Consider the following 16,324-nt stretch of genomic DNA (forward strand, 5'->3'; position numbering starts at 1 on the left):
TTTCCGTCCGGTACACACGCCCGCAGAGGTGTGGTGGCGGGCGGCAGGGCACGAAGAAATCGAGGAAGAGGAGACAACGAGGATGATTACGAAGAAAACCGCCATTGCTCTCGGGATCGCGCTGGCTTTCTGCGGCAGCGCCGCCGCGGCGGACAAGGCGAAGCAGACGCGGGTCGAGGAACTCGAGGCGCGCATCGCGAAGCTGGAGGAGATGCTGCGTCAGGTGACAACGGCTGCCCAACAGGCGACCACCGCGGCTCAACAGGCTACGAGCGCCGCACAGCAGGCGAGCTCCAGCGCGCAGCAGGCCGGCGAAGTCGCCCGCAAGGCGGACACCACGGCGTCGGCGGCGAAGGCCGCCGGCGAAGCGCAGGCGCCGCTCACCAAGGCGGCGGCCGAGACGGCGTCGTCCTTCGAGTTTCACGGGTACGCGCGCTCCGGCACGGTGTCGAATAGCGACATGTTCACGGTGAAGGGGGTAGGCCCCTACATCACGCCGGCCGGCAATCTTGGGGGCGCGGTGGGCCGCCTCGGCTTGGAGACCGATACCTACGTCGAGGCGAAGATGCTGAAGAATTTCCGTTCGGACGACGGTAGCTGGGCGACCTTCGGGTTCATGCTCGCGGACGGCGTCAATAGCAACAACGACTGGACCGGTGGCGAGAACGGCATCAACGTTCGCTGGGCCTATGCCGAGATGGGCAATCTGCCGACGTTCAAGGGCACCGCGCTGGAAAACGCCACGATCTGGGCGGGCAAGCGCTTCGACAAAAAGAACTTCGACATCCACTTCTTTGATAGCGACTTCGTCTTCCTTTCCGGCACCGGTGCGGGCGTGTACGACGCCCAGGTGACGCCGGACTGGAAGACCAACGTCTCAGTGTATGGACGCGACTTCCTCAATGAGGATGACGAGGGCATCAAGAGCTACGTCTTCACGATGAACAGCTACGTCGGCAACTGGCAGTTCATGCTGAACGGCATGCATGCGAAGAACAACGATGTGAACGGCAGCGACCGTGCGACCAGTGGCGTGCACGGTCTGTTCGCCTACCATGCACCGAGCTTTTACGGACTCGCAGACGGCTTCTCCAAGACCGGCATACTGGCCGGCCGGGGGCTGGGGGCCGAGGTCAAGCGACTCGGCGCGGTCGGCAACCTGCTGGAAGACGCCCAGGCGTTCCGCGTGATGAGCTTCGGTGTAACCGATTTCGCGCCGAAGTGGAAAGTCTCACCCGCGCTGATGGCCGAGGTCAGCAAGGATCGATTCAACAAAGGCGACGAATACAAGTGGGCGTCCGCCAACCTGCGTTTCACCAACGCGATCAACAAGAATTTCGCGATGCAGTACGAAGGCAGCTTCCAGTACATGGATCTGGACAGCACCTTCTCCCAGGCGAAGGGCAACTTCTACAAGCTCACCGTTTCGCCAACCTTCAAGCTCGACACTGGCGCCGGCTTCTTTGCGCGACCCGAACTGCGCCTCTTCGCCACCTGGATGGGCTGGGACAAGGACCTGAACGGTTTCACCTACGACGGCGGCGCGAACGAGGGCTTCGGCAGCACGAAGTTCACCGGCGAAAGCAAGTGGCTGGTCGGTGCGCAGATGGAAGTGTGGTTCTGAGCCGGACGGCACGAACCGGGTGAAACCATGGCAGCCCGCCCCTGCGCGCGGTTCTCCTGGGCGGCCTTCCCTGTCCGTTCAGCAGGGCGTCTTCGTGCGCGCGTGGCGGGTCGGGGCGGGCGGCGGGCCGTCGGTCTCGCCCGCGCCGATGCACGGCTGCCCGAGTCGGTGCAGATCCTCGAGCGGCTTGCCCGCAAGGACATCGAGCACCAGATCGGCGAGCGCGCGTCCGGTCGATTCGCCGGTCGGCTGAAGTACGCCGGTCACCGTGCAGGTGAGCGGAATCTCGGACGGGATGCCGTCGTACACGATCAGCGACATCCCGCTGCCTGGTTTCCAGCCATTGTCCCCAAGGGCGCGCAGGGCGCCCACGCCCGCCACATTGTTGTCGACCAGCAGCGCGGTGGGCGGCTTTTTCATCGCGAGCAGTTCTCCGACCGCCTGGTAGCCGCCGATACGGTTGAGCGGAGCCTCGATGATCAGTTCCGGATCGGGTTCGATGCCCGCTTCGCGCAGGGCCGCAACGAATCCCGCATGGCGCTGTGCCGCGAAGCTCAGCTCCAGCGGTGCGTGGATCAGGGCGATGCGGCGGTGGCCCAGGTCGAGCAGGCGCTGCGCGGCCATGCGGCCGCCGGCTTCGTTGTCGAAGTCGAACCATGCGTAGGGCAGGGGCGTCTCGGTGCGACCGTAGGCGACGAACGGGAAATTGCGTTCCTGCAGGAAGCGGATGCGCGGATCGTCCAGGCGCGTGCGGGCAACAATCAGCGCGTCGACGCGTCGTCCGTCGATGAGGCGGCGGTAGGTGTCGAGCTCGACTTCGGGACGCGACGAATGAATCAGCAGGTCGATGCGGTGCTTGGCGAGTTGTTCGGTGAGGCCGGAGACGACTTCGCCGAAACGGATGTCGCCGATGTCGCTCGCGCCGAAGGGGTACACGATGCCGATCGCGTCGGCGCGGCCCGTCGCGAGCTGTCGGGCCTGCGGATTGGGCTGGTAGCCAAGCTTCGTCGCGGCTTCGACAACGCGCTGGCGGGTCGCCTCGCTGACGTCGGAGTAGCCGTTGAGCGCGCGGCTCACCGTCGTTTGCGACAGTCCGAGCGATTCGGACAGCATTTTCAGATTGACCTTCATCGGTGTTCCTTCGGCCCGTATCGGGCATCCATGGGCCGTTCGCGGACGGCCCGCGCTATGACCGAAGTCTAGCGAGTTTTCGGGAGCGGGTTCGGACGTACAAAAAACAGTTTACATCCAAAGCGCTTCGGATTACGATCCAAATCGCTTTGGAAGATTTTATGGCTTCATCGAATTTCTTCATCGAGAGCAGGTTCTCGATACCCCAGACAAGCGGGGCGTACGAGCTGGAACTGCCGGCCGGGCTGCGCCCCCTACGAATCCTTCGCCCTCGCGCTCGGCGCACGGGCAGCCTGACGAGAGGAATCCCCCGATGAGTGGACAGCACAAGCAGGTCATGAAGACGCAGTGGTGGAAGGAGGCCGTCGCCTACCAGATCTATCCGCGCAGTTTCATGGACTCCAACGGCGACGGCATCGGCGACCTGAACGGCATCACCGCGCGCCTTGACTACCTGAAGGCGCTCGGGATCGATGTGATCTGGATCTGCCCGATGTACAAGTCGCCCAACGACGACAACGGCTACGACATCGCCGACTATCACGCGATCATGGAGGAGTTCGGCACCATGGCCGACTTCGACCGCCTGCTCGACGCGGTCCATGGCCGCGGCATGCGCCTGATCCTCGATCTGGTCGTCAACCACACCAGCGACGAGCACGCGTGGTTCATCGAGTCGCGCGCGTCGAAGGACAACCCCAAGCGCGACTGGTACGTGTGGCGCGACGGCAAGGATGGCGACGGTGGTGAAAAAGGTAATGAGCCGAACAACTGGGAAAGCATCTTCCGCGGCTCCGCGTGGAAGTACGACGCAACCAGCGGCCAGTACTTCCTGCATCTCTTCTCGACGAAGCAGCCGGACCTGAACTGGGAGAACCCGGAGGTGCGCAAGGCGATCAACGCCATGGTGCGCTGGTGGCTCGACAAGGGCATCGACGGCTTCCGCCTCGACGCCGTGAGCCACATGAAGAAGGTCGCCGGCCTGCCCGACATGCCCAACCCGCACGGGCTGGACTACGTGTCCTGCCTGCCGATGCACATGAACGTCGACGGCGTGCTCGACTACATGGACGACCTGTGCCAGAACAGCTTTGCGGGCTACGACATCATGACCGTCGGCGAGGCCAACGGCGTGTCCGCCGAGCAGGCGGTGGACTGGGTGGGGACGGACCGCAATCGCCTGAACATGATCTTCCAGTTCGAGCACCTGCACCTGTGGGCGCAGGACCCGGAGGCGGGGCTGGACGTGGTCGGCCTGAAGAAGGTCTTCTCGCGCTGGCAGGGCACGTTGCACGGCGTGGGCTGGAACGCGCTGTTCCTCGAGAACCACGACATCCCGCGCATCGTGTCGAAGTGGGGCGACGTCGAGCACTACTGGCGCGAGAGCGCGACCGCGCTGGCGACAGTGTATTTCCTGATGGAGGGTACGCCCTTCATTTACCAGGGGCAGGAGATCGGGATGACCAATACCCGCTTCGACAGCATCGGCGACTTCAACGACGTGTTCGCGAAGAACGAGTTCGCGCTGCAGCGGGCGAACGACGTGCCGGCCGAGGAGATCATCGCGTCGCTCGCCATCACCTCGCGCGACAACTCGCGCACGCCGATGCAGTGGGACGCCTCGGCGAACGCCGGCTTCACGAGCGGCACGCCCTGGCTGAAGGTGAATCCGAACTTTCCGCAGATCAACGTCGCCCGGCAGGAGGCCGACCCCGACTCGATCCTCAACTACCACCGTCGCCTGATCGCGCTGCGCAAGGCGGAACCGGTGCTGGTGCATGGCCGCTACACGCTGCTGCTGGAGAGCGACCCGCAGGTCTATGCCTACACCCGCAGCCTGGGCGACGAGCAGATCGTGGTGATGACGAACCTCACCGGCAGGGAGGCGCGGGTCGAGCACGACGGCTTCGCAGTGCGCCACGAGAATCTGTTGCTCGCGAACCACGCGGTGGCCCCCCACGCCGACGCGCGCGAGCTGACGCTGCGCCCCTATGAGGCCCGCGTGTATCGCCTGCGTTGAACCCGAACCGAAAAGCAATTACCGAAACGCTAGACAAGGAGGAGACACCACCATGAAAAAACTGCTTCCCGCCACGCTGGCCGTACTGATGTTCGGCGCCGTCCCCGTCGCCCACGCCGATACCCTGAAGATGGCCTGCAATGTTTCCGGCGCGATGAAACCGTATTGTGAATACGTCAAGGAGCGTTTCGAAAAGGATGCGCAGCACAAGCTCGAATTCATCGAGATGCCCGCCGCATCGGACGAAAAGCTCGCGCTGTATCAGCAGATCTTCGCCGCCAAGGACGGCAACGCGGTCGACGTGCTGTCGATCGACGTGATCTGGACCGGCCTGCTCGACAAGCATCTCCTCGACCTCACCGACAAGGTCAAGGACCTAGAGCCCGCCTTCTTCCCGAACAACTGGCAGAACAGCATCGTCAATGGCCGCATCAAGGCCGTTCCCGCCCAGCTCGACGCGGGCATGATGTATTACCGCAAGGATCTCCTCGCGAAGCACAAGGAGCTGCCGCCCAAGACCTGGGAGGACCTGGCCCGCATCGCGACCAAGGTGCAGAAGGCCGAGCGCGACGCCGGCAACAAGAACTTCTGGGGCTTCGTGTTCCAGGGCAAGGCCTACGAGGGCCTGTCGTGCGACGTGCTGGAATGGGTCGCTTCGTACAACGGCGGCACCTTCGTCGATCCGGCCGGGAGCATCACGATCAACAACCCGAAGGCGGCCAAGGCGCTCAACACCGCGGCGAGTTGGGTGGGCACGATCGCGCCGAAGGGCGTGATGGGCTACCAGGAGGAGGAGTCGCGTGCGGTGTTCCAGAACGGCGACGCCCTGTTCATGCGCAACTGGCCGTATGCCTACGTGCTCACGCAGGCGGACAACAGCCCGGTCAAGGGCAAGGTCGGCGTCATCCCGATCCCGAAGGGTGGGGAGGACGGCCTGCACGCCGCGACGCTGGGCGGCTGGCAATGGGGCGTGAGCACCTATTCGAAGAGGCCGGATGCGGCGGTGAAGCTCGTGCGCATCCTGTCCGAGGCCGACACGCAGAAGCGCGCGTTCATGCTGCTGGGCATTCCGCCGGCGCGCGTCGACACCTACCAGGATGCGGAAGTGCAGACCAAGGCGCCTTACCTCGCCGAGTTCAAGGACGTGTTCGCGAACGCCGTGCCGCGCCCCTCGACTCCGACGCGCGCGCAGTTCCCCAAGGTGTCGAAGGCGATGTTCAACGCCGGCTATGACGTGCTGAGCGGGCGCGCGACGGGCGAGCAGGCAGTGGCCGACCTCGAGGACAAGCTCAAGCGTATCAAGGGCCGCGAGTGGAAGTGATGGGCATCCTGGCAACGCGGCCGCAGGTCGGTTCGCCGAGCCTCCGGAGGAAACAACGATGAGTCACAATTCCGAGAGCCTGCTGCCGTCGGCCGCGGTCGCACCGCCGACGGCGGCACCGCGGCGCAAGCGCAGCCTGCAGCAGCGCCGTGCTCGCGCGGCCTGGGTGCTGGTTGCGCCGGCGCTGATCCTGCTGTTCGCGGTGGCCGGCTGGCCGCTGATCCGCACGCTGTTCTACAGCTTCACCGACGCGGCGATGGACACCCCCGAGGAGTACAACTTCGTCGGGCTGGCCAACTACCTCGACTTCGCCGAGGGCGACAGCTTCGGCGTGCTCGCCGATCCGCTGTGGTGGCAGGCGGTCGGCAACACGCTGTGGTTCACGGCCTGCTCGGTGTCGCTGGAGCTCTTCTTCGGCATGCTGCTCGCGCTGCTGATGAACGAGAAGTTCCGCGGCCAGGGCATCGTCCGCGCGGCGATCCTGGTGCCGTGGGCGATCCCGACCATCGTCACCGCCAAGATGTGGGGCTGGATGTTCCACGACCAGTATGGCGTGGTGAACGACCTGCTGCTGCGCTTCGCCCTCATCGAGACGCCGCTCGCCTGGATCGCCGAGCCGACGCTGTCGATGTGGGCCGTCGTGATCGCCGACGTGTGGAAGACGGTGCCCTTCATGGCGCTGATGCTGCTCGCCGCGCTGCAGATGATTCCGTCCGATCTGTACGAGGCGGCACGGGTCGATGGCGCCAACGCCTGGCAGCGCTTCCGCCGCATCACTCTGCCGCTGATCATGCCGGCGATGATCGTCGCGCTGATCTTCCGCGTGATGGACGCGCTGCGCGTGTTCGACCTGATCTACGTGCTGACCTCCAACAGCGAGGCGACGATCTCGATCTCGGGCTACGCCCGCGAGCAGATGGTGTCCTTCCAGGAGATGGGCGTCGGCTCGGCCGCGTCGGTGCTGGTCTTCATGATGGTCGCGGGCATCGCCGCCTGCTTCCTGTGGATCAACCGCTTCAGCCACGAAGGCAAGGAGGCGCGGGAATGAAACTCACACGGCAACAAAGGGTGCTCGGGCGCAAGTTCTGGATCTACCTCGCGGCGCTGATCGTCAGCGTGATCTGCGTGTTCCCCTTCTACAACGCGATCCTGACCTCGCTGCGCACCGGCCAGGACCTCTTCCTGACCAACTACCTGCCGACGACCTTCCACTGGGAGAACTACGTCAATGCGCTGGGCGAGAACGGGGTCGGGCGCAGCCTGCTCAACTCCTTCGTCGTTGCGACCGTGACCGTCGGCATCTGCCTGCTGGTGTCGATCACGGCCGCCTTCGCGCTGGCGCGGGTGCGCTTTCGCGGGCGCAAGTACATCCTCTTCACGATCCTGTGCGTGTCGATGTTCCCGCAGGTCGCGGTGCTGTCGGGGATGTTCGAGCTGGTGCGCTTCATGGGGCTGTACGACTCGATTGGCTCCTTGATCCTGTCCTACACCACCTTCTCGCTGCCCTTCACCGTGTGGGTGCTGACGACCTTCATGCGCTCGTTGCCGGTGGAGCTGGAAGAGGCCGCGATCGTCGACGGCGCGAGCCTGTGGGTGATCATCACCAAAGTCTTCGCGCCCATCATGGGGCCGTCGCTCGTGACCACCGGGCTGCTCGCCTTCATCGGTGCGTGGAACGAGTTCATGTTCGCGCTGACCTTCATCATCTCCAACGATAACCGCACCGTGCCGGTCGCCATCGGCATGCTGCAGGGCGCCTCGCAATACGAACTGCCGTGGGGACACATCATGGCCGCGTCGGTGGTCGTGACGATCCCGATCATCGCGCTGGTGCTGATCTTCCAGAAACGCATCGTCAGCGGACTCACGGCCGGTGCAGTGAAAGGCTGACCGCTACGGCGCCCCGACCCCGACAAGGAATACGACCATGGCACAACTGACTCTCGACAAACTCAACAAGCGCTACGGCGAGGCCGCCCAGGTCATCAAGGGCATCGACCTGCAGGTCAACAGCGGCGAATTCGTCGTCATCGTCGGCCCCTCGGGTTGCGGCAAGTCGACGCTGCTGCGCATGATCGCCGGCCTGGAGGACATCTCCGGCGGCGACATGTACATCGACGGCGTGCGCGTGAATGACGACACCCCGTCCGAGCGCGGCATCGGCATGGTATTCCAGTCCTACGCGCTGTACCCGCACATGAACGTGTACGAAAACATGGCCTTCGGCATGCAGCTGGCGAAGCTGCCGAAGGCGGAGATCGCGCGGCGCGTCGAGGAGGCGGCGCGCATCCTGCAACTGGAGCCGCTGCTGCAGCGTCGGCCGAAGGATCTGTCCGGTGGCCAGCGCCAGCGCGTGGCGATCGGCCGCGCGATCGCGCGCGAGCCCAAGCTCTTCCTCTTCGACGAGCCGCTGTCCAACCTCGACGCCGCGCTGCGCGTGCAGATGCGCATGGAGATCGCCGCACTGCATCGTCGCCTGAAGTCCACGATCATCTATGTCACGCATGACCAGGTCGAGGCGATGACGCTGGCGCAGCGCATCGTCGTGCTCAACCGCGGCAACGTCGAGCAGGTCGGCACGCCGCTGGAACTCTACGACCATCCGGCCAACGAGTTCGTCGCGCAGTTCATCGGTTCGCCGAAGATGAACCTGATGCCGGCGACTCTCGCGCGCGCCGGCGAGGCCGAGAGCGTGGTGCGCCTGTGGAGCGGCAAGGACCTCGTCGTTCCGATCGCGACGCCCGCGAGTGCCGAAGGCACGAAGGTGAAGCTGGGCATCCGCCCCGAGCACATCGAGTGGGGCAGCGTCGCCGAGGCGCCCAATCTCGCCGACGTGCTGTTCGTCGAGCACATGGGCAACGAGACATACCACTACCTCGACAGCGGCAAGCTCGGCGAGCCCTGGGTCGTGCGCGATTCACGCCGCTCCGACATCGCCGCCGGCGCGACGGTGGGCTACCGCCTGCCGCCGGAGCACTGCCACCTCTTCGACGAGTCGGGCAGGGCCTTCGCACGGCGCGCAATCGGCAACGGCGCAAGCCTCCCCTCGGGCATGGACGCACCGCCGATCATGTTCGCCGAGCCGTCACGCACGAATGTGATGCACTGAAGAACCGTAGGGCGGAAGAGCGCTGCGCCCTCCGCGATATGCCCGATGTTCGACATCCGTGCGGCGGATAACACCGCTGCGCGGCTCATCCGCCCTACGCGACCCGTTCGTCGCGACAAGGAAAGCAAGTGATAGACACCGGACTCCAGACCTCGGGCGCGCTGTTCGAGGCCGTGCAGCGCGCGCGCGTGTTCGAGGATTCGAAGACCTTCCCCGACAGCGTCCCGCTTGCGCCACCGGAGCGCATCCGCGAAGAGTTCATCGCGCTGCTCGGCGACTTCGTGCGCAGCCGATTCGCGCTGCCGGAGCAGGGGGCGGACGCGCCGGTGACTGTAGGGCCGGCGCCAAACCTCGCGGCGCACATCGACGCGCTGTGGGCGACGCTCACGCGCGACGCCGACCATGCCGACGCGGCGCACGGCTCGCTGATCCCGTTGCCACATCCTTACGTGGTGCCGGGTGGGCGGTTCCGCGAGATCTACTACTGGGACAGCTACTTCACGATGCTCGGGTTGGTCCCGTCCGGGCAGTTCGATCTCGTCGAGAACATGGTGCGCAATTTCGCGTGGCTGATCGACACCCACGGCCACATCCCCAACGGCAACCGCCGCTACTTCCTGAGCCGCTCGCAACCGCCGATGTTCGCATTCATGCTGCGCCTGCTCGAGCAAGAGCGGGGGGTCGAGGCGGTGCGGCCTTGGCTGCCGAGCGTCGAGCGCGAATACGCTTGGTGGATGGCGCGCGCGCCCATCGCCCACACCGGCCGTGCCACGCCTGATCGCCGGACGGTGCGCCTCCCCGACGGCGCACTTCTCAATCGCTACTGGGACGAGTGCAATGCGCCGCGGGAGGAGTCATTCGCCGAGGATGTCGAACTGCATGCCCGCGCAGCGCCGTCGCAACAGGACGAGCTCTATCGCAACCTGCGCGCCGCTGCCGAGTCGGGCTGGGACTTCAGTAGCCGCTGGTGCGGCGAGGACGGGCGACTGGAAGGCATTCGCACGACCGACTTGATCCCGGTCGATCTCAATTGCCTGCTCTTCCGCATCGAGCGAATGCTGGGCGACTGGCTCGCGCGCCAGGAGGATCGCCGTGCCGTCGATTACCGGCTCGCGGCCGAGCGCCGTCGCGCGGCGATCGTGAAGCATTGCTGGAATGAGGAGCGGGGCTGGTTCTTCGACTGGTCGTGGCGCGACGGAACGCAGAGCGGATGCTGGTCGCTGGCGGGCGTGTTTCCCCTTTACTGCGGTCTCGCCGACGAGGCGCAGGCCGAACGCGTCGCGCGCAACCTCGCCGGACGCTTCCTGCGCGCCGGTGGACTCGTGGCCACCCTCGCAGACTCGCGTGAACAATGGGATTCGCCGAACGGCTGGGCGCCGCTGCAGTGGGCTGCGGTGCAGGGGCTGCTCGATTACGGATATGCCGAACTCGCGCAAGAGGTCGCGACCCGCTTCGTGGATCTGGCCGACCGGGTGTGGCGCCGCACCGGCAAGCTGATGGAAAAGTACGACGTGTGCGACCTGTCGCTCGACGCAGGCGGCGGCGAGTATCCGGTGCAGGACGGCTTCGGCTGGACCAATGGCGTCGTGCGCGCGTTCATCGAACGCTTCGGCCTCGACGCATACCGGCGTGTCTGAGGCTTGCCGTCGGCTGTTCTCGTCGCCGCTGCTGACAGCACCGCATGCGGAAATTCCCCGCCGGCGCTGTGGGCCTTGGCGCGCCACGGATCCGCGCCTGCGTCCTCGCCGCGGAGTGCTATCTTGAAATCTACGGCCGCCATTGGACGCCCGCGCGGGGACGTCGCAGCGCAGCGTGCTTCAGCGGCGGAACGTGGGAGGATGACGGCCATGAACCTGATCGCGGTACGAATCGAAAAGCCCGAGCAGATCAATTTCATCCTCGGCCAGACTCATTTCATCAAGTCGGTCGAGGACATTCACGAAGCACTGGTGAATGCCGTTCCGGGCATCCGCTTCGGGCTCGCGTTCTGCGAAGCCTCGGGCGACCGGCTGATCCGCTGGTCGGGCACCGACCACGCGATGGTGCTGATGGCCCAGGAGAACGCTCAGGCGATCGGCGCGGGCCACAGCTTCATCGTCTTTCTTGGCGAAGGCTTCTATCCGGTCAACGTCCTGAACGCGATCAAGCAGGTGCCCGAGGTGTGCCGGATCTTCTGTGCGACGTCGAATCCGGTCGAAGTCCTGCTGGCCGAAACGGGACAGGGGCGCGGCATCATCGGCGTCGTTGACGGCTCGCCGCCGCTCGGGATCGAAGACGAGCAGAAGATCGACGCACGCAAGAAGCTGTTGCGCCAGATCGGCTACAAGCTTTGAGTGGCCGAGGGGGCACGCGCGGAGGCGGCGACCTGCGGGCTCGAACGTCGTCCCTGGGCGCGCGCACCAACCTTGTGCCGTCCGGGGTGTCTAATTTCCGCACGAGCCAGCCGACAGGCGGCCGGCGGCGGATCAGGGGTGTGCCATGACGATGGACGAGCAGCTGTCGGGCAGCGAGGGAACGGCGCCGGCACCTTCTATTGCGAATGAGCCGGAACCCGGCCGGGCCCTCGCGGTGCTGCGCGTGGCTCATGCGGTCGTGCGCGCCGCAAACGAGGAGTCCGTGCTCCTGCGCGACGTGTGCCGCGCAATCGTCGATGCGGCCGCAAGCCCCTTTGCGGCGCTCACCGGCGCGGATGCGGAAAATGGCATGCTGCCACGCGTATCGAGCGCCGTCCGAGAGGCTGCGGACGAAGCCGTGGAGGCCATCCTGGCGCCTGACGACTCGCCATGGGGCCGTGCGGCACGCGACGCTCTGCGCGCCGGACGGCCATTCCTCGTTCCGGCCGGCAACACCACGATTCTGGCGGTGCTGCCGCTGTGCTCGGGGCCGGAGCTGCTCGGAACGCTGCAGATCGCCTGGGGACGCGGCGACGGCATCGGCGCCGCGTCCGCGGACCTCTTGCAGGAGGCGGCGAATGCGCTCGCCTACGGAATCCACATGCTGCGCCAGGCCGATCGCCACGCCGCGGTGGAGGAAGCGCTGCGCCGCGTGAACCGCGCACGCAAGACCCTCAGCGAGGCGAACCGCGCGCTCGTGCGCGCCACCGAGGAGCACGGCCTGCTGCAGGACATCTGCCGGATCATCGTAGAGGATGGCGGTTACCGCTTCGCGTGGGTCGGCTACGCCCTGCACGACGATGAAAAGAACATCGCGGTGATGGCGCAGCACGGCATCGATCGCGACTTCCTCGACTGGCAGCGCGTCACCTGGAGCGACGGCGAGCGCGGCCACGGTGCGACCGGGGTCGCGATCCGCACCGGGCAACCCAGTGTCGGCCGCAACATCCGCAAGGAGGCAGCCTTCGCACCATGGCGCGAAGAGGATCTGCGGCGGGGCATCGCTGCAATCAGCGCGTTTCCGCTTCGGCAAGGCGAAGAGGTCCTCGGCAACTTGACGATCGCCGCCACCGAGGAGGACGCCTTCGACGAAGCTGAAGCCAACCTGCTGGGCGAACTGGCCGACGATCTTTCCTTCGGCATCGCCACCCTGCGCCTGCGCGAACGCAACCGGGAAGCGCAGGAGACCATCAAGCGCATGGCCGAGGAAGACGCGCTCACCGGCCTGCCGAACCGTTGGCGGCTGCGCATGCGTCTCGTCGACGAGATCGACGCCGCGAGGGCGCGCAGCGGACCGCTGGCCCTGTTGGTGCTCGGCGTGAACCACTTCCAGGAGGTGAACGAGACGCTCGGCTACCAGCAGGGCGACGCGATGCTGTGCGAGGTCGCCGCGCGCATCCGGCGCGTCGTGCACGACACCTCCGGCGTCGCGCGCGTCGGCGAATCGGAGTTTGCGATCCTGCTGCCGCATGCAGACGCCGCCGCCGCATCGCGCGCGGCGCAACGCCTGCTGAGCGAGTTGCTCGAGCCCGTGACGATAGGCGAGATCATGCTGGACGCGGGGGCCAGCATCGGCATTGCCGTATTTCCCGGACACGGCACCGAGGCCGACGCGCTCATCCGCCGCGCCAACGTCGCGATGCACCAGGCGCGCCAGCAGGGGCACGGGCATGCCCTGTACACCGGCGGGCGCGACCGCGAATGCGCGCGGCGGCTCGCGCTCATCGGCGACCTCCACCGTGCGATCGACAACGGCGAGATGCGCCTCTACTGCCAGCCCAAGGCGCGGCTTTCCAGCGGCGAGCTGTGTGGCGTCGAAGCACTGGTGCGGTGGGAACATCCCCAGCGCGGCACCCTGTGGCCCAATGAATTCATCAGCCTCGCCGAGCACAGCGGACTCATCAGCCCGCTCACCGACTGGGTCATGCAGGCCGCCTTCCGCCAGAGTTACGTCTGGCGCCAGGACGGGTTGAGCGTGCCGGTGGCCGTGAACCTGTCCGCGCGCGACCTGCGCGATCCCAAGCTCATCGAGCGCGTGCGCAACCATTTCGCAACCTGGGGGGCCGACCCCGGCGACATCCAGTTCGAACTCACCGAAAGCGCCCTGATGCACGATCCGCAAGGAAGCCTGGAGTGCCTGAAGCGACTGAAGGACCTCGGCAGCACCTTGTTCATCGACGACTTCGGCACGGGCTATTCATCGCTCGCCTACCTGCAGAAGCTGCCTGTCGACGCGATCAAGATCGACAAGTCCTTCGTGCAGGACATGCTTTCCAACAGCGATTCGGACGTCATTGTCCGCTCGACCATAGACCTCGCGCACGATCTCGACCTCGAGGTCGTCGCAGAAGGCGTCGAGGACCGGGCCGGTTGGGAGCACCTGTCGGCGCAGGGCTGCGATATGGCGCAGGGCTACGTGATCAGCGAACCGCTTCGCGCGGAGGCGTTCACGGCGTGGCGCTCGGAACGTGCGTGGCGCACGCTGCCGCATTGAGCCATCGATCGTGCGGGTAAAAAAAGAAGCCCGGCCACCGTGGAACCGGGCGCGCGCGGATGTGCGTGGTGCCGGCAACAGGAATCGAACCCGTGACCTACCGCTTACAAGGCGGTTGCTCTACCAACTGAGCTATGCCGGCGCGGGCCGGATTATAGCCCAGGGGCTGCCGACTTACACAAGGAGTGATCCATGTTGTGTATGTCATCAAGCCTCGAGTTTCGCGTCCTGAAAGCGCTGGTAGATCGCTTCGACTTCCTCGCGGCAATCGAGCAGGGCTTCGACCGTCGGCGCATAGAGCTGGGTGCCCGACATGCGGCGGATTTCCTCGAAGGCATTGCCCAGCGTCCACGCAGGCTTGTAACTGCGCGCGCAGGCGAGTGCGTCGAAGACGTCGGCCGTGGCGACGATGCGGGCTTCCAGCGGGATGGCGTCGCCCGCGAGGCCATGCGGATAGCCGCTGCCATCCATGCGTTCGTGATGCGCACTGACGATGTTGCGTAGCATGTCGATGTTCGACAGCGATGCGAGGCCGAAATCGCTGATCAGGCGCTCGGCCATCTGCAGGCCGACGATGACGTGCCGGCGCATTTCCTCGCGTTCGGCATCGTCGAGCTTGCCGGGTTTCAGCAGGATGCGATCCGGCACACCGACCTTGCCTATGTCGTGCAGGGCGGAGAACAGGAAGATGTTTTCCGCATAGTCGTCCGTTTTGCCGTGCGCGGGACCGATCTCGCGTGCGATGAGGCGCGAATAACGCGCCATGCGGTCCAGATGGGCACCGGTTTCGAGGTCGCGCACGTGGGCGAACTGGCTCGCCAGCCGCAGCCCGCCCACGAGCATCTGAACGGTGGCGAGTTCCTGCGTCACGATCATGCCAATGAGGTGACCGTAGAGCAACAGGTCGGCGACGACCGGATCGGTGAAGACGTCGCGTTCGCGGGCGTCGAAGAACAGGAATCCGAGCAGTTGGTCCTCGCGCCGGATCGGCAGCGTGAGGCTGGACAGGAACCCTTCATGGTGCAGCCAGCGAGAGTGCGTCGTGTCGGATACCGGTAGGCTGCCGAGGTCGTTGATGACGCGTGCCTGTCCGCTCTCTGCTATCGCCAGGAGCGAGGGAACGGAGTCGATCGCGCACTCGTAGCCGTTCAGCGGGGTGATCCCGGGTTCATTGCTGGCGACGAAGGTCTTCAGCCGCCGCATCTGGGGATCGTAAAGCGCCACGGCGATGCGTGAGATGGACGGATAGCGCTCGCGGATGCGCAGGTGCAACTCGCGCACCTTGTCGCTGACGGATGCGACGTGCAGATTCCCGGCCTGCCTTGCGGCCGATGCGGCGAATTCCTGCCAGCTGTCGGTGACGCTCATGATATCGGTTTGTGCGATAGCGGAAACCGATTATCGACCGCAGCCGGAGGCGCCGCCAATACTTTTGACACGGGTTTCGACAGGATCCGCGTCCCGGCGCGGAGGTCTCAGTAGCGTGCGCCGGTGGTGCGAAGTCGCTCGATGTCGGGGATGTGGATGGTGCGCCCCTCGACGACGATGAGCCCGGCCTCGGCCAGCTCGTGCAGGATTCGCGAGAAATGTTCCTGCGTGAGATTGAGCCGTGATGCGATGGTGCCCTTGCTGGTCGGCAGGCGAATCGACACGCGCCCGCACAGGCCCGGTTCGCCGCTGCTTTCCTCCTCGCGCAGCAGATAACCGACGATGCGTTCGCGGCCGGAAAGGAGCGAATAGGTCTCGACGTCGGCGATGAGGTGGTGCAGGCGATGCGACAACCCGGCGATGATGCGGCGGCAGAAGGTGGGGTCGCGGTCCATCTCCTCGAACACCACGCTCTTGGCGATGTGCAGCAGTCGGCTTTCGGTGAGGGCCTGAGCCATCACGAAGTAGGGCTTTTCCATGAACATCACCGCCTCGCCGAAGCTTTGGCCCGGGCGCATGATCTCGATGACCTTCTCCTGGCCTTCGGCGGACGTGAATGCAAGCTTGATCTGGCCGCACAGCACGAGGTGAAACCCGTGGCAGGGGTCGCCGCGATGGAACAGCACGGCGCCCCTGTCGACATGCTGTTCGCGCACGCCGCGGGCGAAGCGGGCGAGTTCCTCCGGCGTAAGTCCCTCGAGGAGGGGCACGTGAGCGAGCAGACGGCAGACGTGCCCGGTGTCGTGCTCCTCGACGGAGGGCGGGGCCGAGGTCTCGCGTTCGATTGCGGTCACGGGCATGGGA

Annotated in this window: 12 protein-coding genes and 1 tRNA gene; 9 read left to right on the forward strand and 4 right to left on the reverse strand. The window is 65.6% G+C overall.

Translation table 11 applies throughout. The features are described from left to right. The first annotated feature begins 82 nt into the window (after positions 1-82). On the forward strand, positions 83-1,624 hold the full coding sequence (locus tag ToN1_RS21480) for a carbohydrate porin (RefSeq protein ID WP_169204703.1): 1,542 nt from the start codon (positions 83-85) through the stop codon (positions 1,622-1,624). A gap of 78 nt (positions 1,625-1,702) precedes the next feature. Here ToN1_RS21480 and ToN1_RS21485 read toward each other — a convergent pair whose 3' ends face one another. Next, positions 1,703-2,755 carry a substrate-binding domain-containing protein gene (locus ToN1_RS21485; RefSeq protein ID WP_169204704.1) on the reverse strand — a complete coding sequence of 351 codons (1,053 nt, stop codon included), beginning with the start codon at positions 2,753-2,755 and terminating at the stop codon, positions 1,703-1,705. A 337-nt stretch (positions 2,756-3,092) separates the two neighbouring features. Here ToN1_RS21485 and ToN1_RS21490 point away from each other — a divergent pair, with 337 nt between their 5' ends. From ToN1_RS21490 to ToN1_RS21525, 8 genes are all read left to right on the forward strand, one after another. Further along, positions 3,093-4,775 carry a glycoside hydrolase family 13 protein gene (locus ToN1_RS21490; protein ID WP_169204801.1) on the forward strand — a complete coding sequence of 561 codons (1,683 nt, stop codon included), beginning with the start codon at positions 3,093-3,095 and terminating at the stop codon, positions 4,773-4,775. A gap of 52 nt (positions 4,776-4,827) precedes the next feature. Beyond that, positions 4,828-6,096: an ABC transporter substrate-binding protein gene (locus ToN1_RS21495; RefSeq protein WP_169204705.1), complete on the forward strand. Its 1,269-nt coding sequence runs from the start codon at positions 4,828-4,830 to the stop codon at positions 6,094-6,096. 58 nt (positions 6,097-6,154) lie between these two features. Then, positions 6,155-7,144 carry a carbohydrate ABC transporter permease gene (locus tag ToN1_RS21500; RefSeq protein WP_169204706.1) on the forward strand — a complete coding sequence of 330 codons (990 nt, stop codon included), beginning with the start codon at positions 6,155-6,157 and terminating at the stop codon, positions 7,142-7,144. Further along, entirely contained in the window at positions 7,141-7,986 is an 846-nt protein-coding gene (locus ToN1_RS21505; protein ID WP_169204707.1) for a carbohydrate ABC transporter permease, read from the forward strand. The genes ToN1_RS21500 and ToN1_RS21505 overlap by 4 nt, the downstream gene beginning before the upstream one ends. A gap of 37 nt (positions 7,987-8,023) precedes the next feature. Then, positions 8,024-9,205 (forward strand): ABC transporter ATP-binding protein, encoded by a 1,182-nt coding sequence (locus ToN1_RS21510; RefSeq protein WP_169204708.1) that lies wholly within the window; start codon positions 8,024-8,026, stop codon positions 9,203-9,205. Positions 9,206-9,333: 128 nt separating this feature from the next. Further along, on the forward strand, positions 9,334-10,842 hold the full coding sequence (treF, locus tag ToN1_RS21515; RefSeq protein ID WP_169204709.1) for an alpha,alpha-trehalase TreF: 1,509 nt from the start codon (positions 9,334-9,336) through the stop codon (positions 10,840-10,842). A gap of 210 nt (positions 10,843-11,052) precedes the next feature. Next, complete coding sequence (locus tag ToN1_RS21520; RefSeq protein ID WP_169204710.1) at positions 11,053-11,538, forward strand: adenosine-specific kinase; 486 nt, start codon at positions 11,053-11,055, stop codon at positions 11,536-11,538. 145 nt (positions 11,539-11,683) lie between these two features. Further along, positions 11,684-14,092, forward strand: coding sequence for a bifunctional diguanylate cyclase/phosphodiesterase (locus ToN1_RS21525; protein WP_342344161.1), 2,409 nt, complete (start codon positions 11,684-11,686; stop codon positions 14,090-14,092). Between the two features lie 66 nt (positions 14,093-14,158). On the opposite strand, the gene ToN1_RS21530 is transcribed toward ToN1_RS21525, so the two are convergent. From ToN1_RS21530 to ToN1_RS21540, 3 genes are all read right to left on the reverse strand, one after another. Beyond that, positions 14,159-14,234 (reverse strand) — tRNA-Thr (locus ToN1_RS21530). A gap of 65 nt (positions 14,235-14,299) precedes the next feature. Further along, positions 14,300-15,460 carry an HD-GYP domain-containing protein gene (locus tag ToN1_RS21535; protein WP_169204711.1) on the reverse strand — a complete coding sequence of 387 codons (1,161 nt, stop codon included), beginning with the start codon at positions 15,458-15,460 and terminating at the stop codon, positions 14,300-14,302. Positions 15,461-15,567: 107 nt separating this feature from the next. Beyond that, positions 15,568-16,320 carry a Crp/Fnr family transcriptional regulator gene (locus tag ToN1_RS21540; RefSeq protein WP_169204712.1) on the reverse strand — a complete coding sequence of 251 codons (753 nt, stop codon included), beginning with the start codon at positions 16,318-16,320 and terminating at the stop codon, positions 15,568-15,570. Positions 16,321-16,324: the final 4 nt, after the last annotated feature.

It is taken from the genome of Aromatoleum petrolei, from assembly GCF_017894385.1.
Classification (GTDB): Bacteria; Pseudomonadota; Gammaproteobacteria; order Burkholderiales; family Rhodocyclaceae; genus Aromatoleum; species Aromatoleum petrolei.

Excerpts from the sequence above, each read along its gene's own strand:
- ToN1_RS21480 (WP_169204703.1), top strand. The coding sequence starts at position 83 with ATGATTACGAAGAAAACCGCCATTGCTCTCGGGATCGCGCTGGCTTTC.
- ToN1_RS21485 (WP_169204704.1), bottom strand. The coding sequence starts at position 2,755 with ATGAAGGTCAATCTGAAAATGCTGTCCGAATCGCTCGGACTGTCGCAA.
- ToN1_RS21490 (WP_169204801.1), top strand. The coding sequence starts at position 3,093 with ATGAAGACGCAGTGGTGGAAGGAGGCCGTCGCCTACCAGATCTATCCG.
- ToN1_RS21495 (WP_169204705.1), top strand. The coding sequence starts at position 4,828 with ATGAAAAAACTGCTTCCCGCCACGCTGGCCGTACTGATGTTCGGCGCC.
- ToN1_RS21500 (WP_169204706.1), top strand. The coding sequence starts at position 6,155 with ATGAGTCACAATTCCGAGAGCCTGCTGCCGTCGGCCGCGGTCGCACCG.
- ToN1_RS21505 (WP_169204707.1), top strand. The coding sequence starts at position 7,141 with ATGAAACTCACACGGCAACAAAGGGTGCTCGGGCGCAAGTTCTGGATC.
- ToN1_RS21510 (WP_169204708.1), top strand. The coding sequence starts at position 8,024 with ATGGCACAACTGACTCTCGACAAACTCAACAAGCGCTACGGCGAGGCC.
- ToN1_RS21520 (WP_169204710.1), top strand. The coding sequence starts at position 11,053 with ATGAACCTGATCGCGGTACGAATCGAAAAGCCCGAGCAGATCAATTTC.
- ToN1_RS21525 (WP_342344161.1), top strand. The coding sequence starts at position 11,684 with ATGACGATGGACGAGCAGCTGTCGGGCAGCGAGGGAACGGCGCCGGCA.
- ToN1_RS21535 (WP_169204711.1), bottom strand. The coding sequence starts at position 15,460 with ATGAGCGTCACCGACAGCTGGCAGGAATTCGCCGCATCGGCCGCAAGG.
- ToN1_RS21540 (WP_169204712.1), bottom strand. The coding sequence starts at position 16,320 with ATGCCCGTGACCGCAATCGAACGCGAGACCTCGGCCCCGCCCTCCGTC.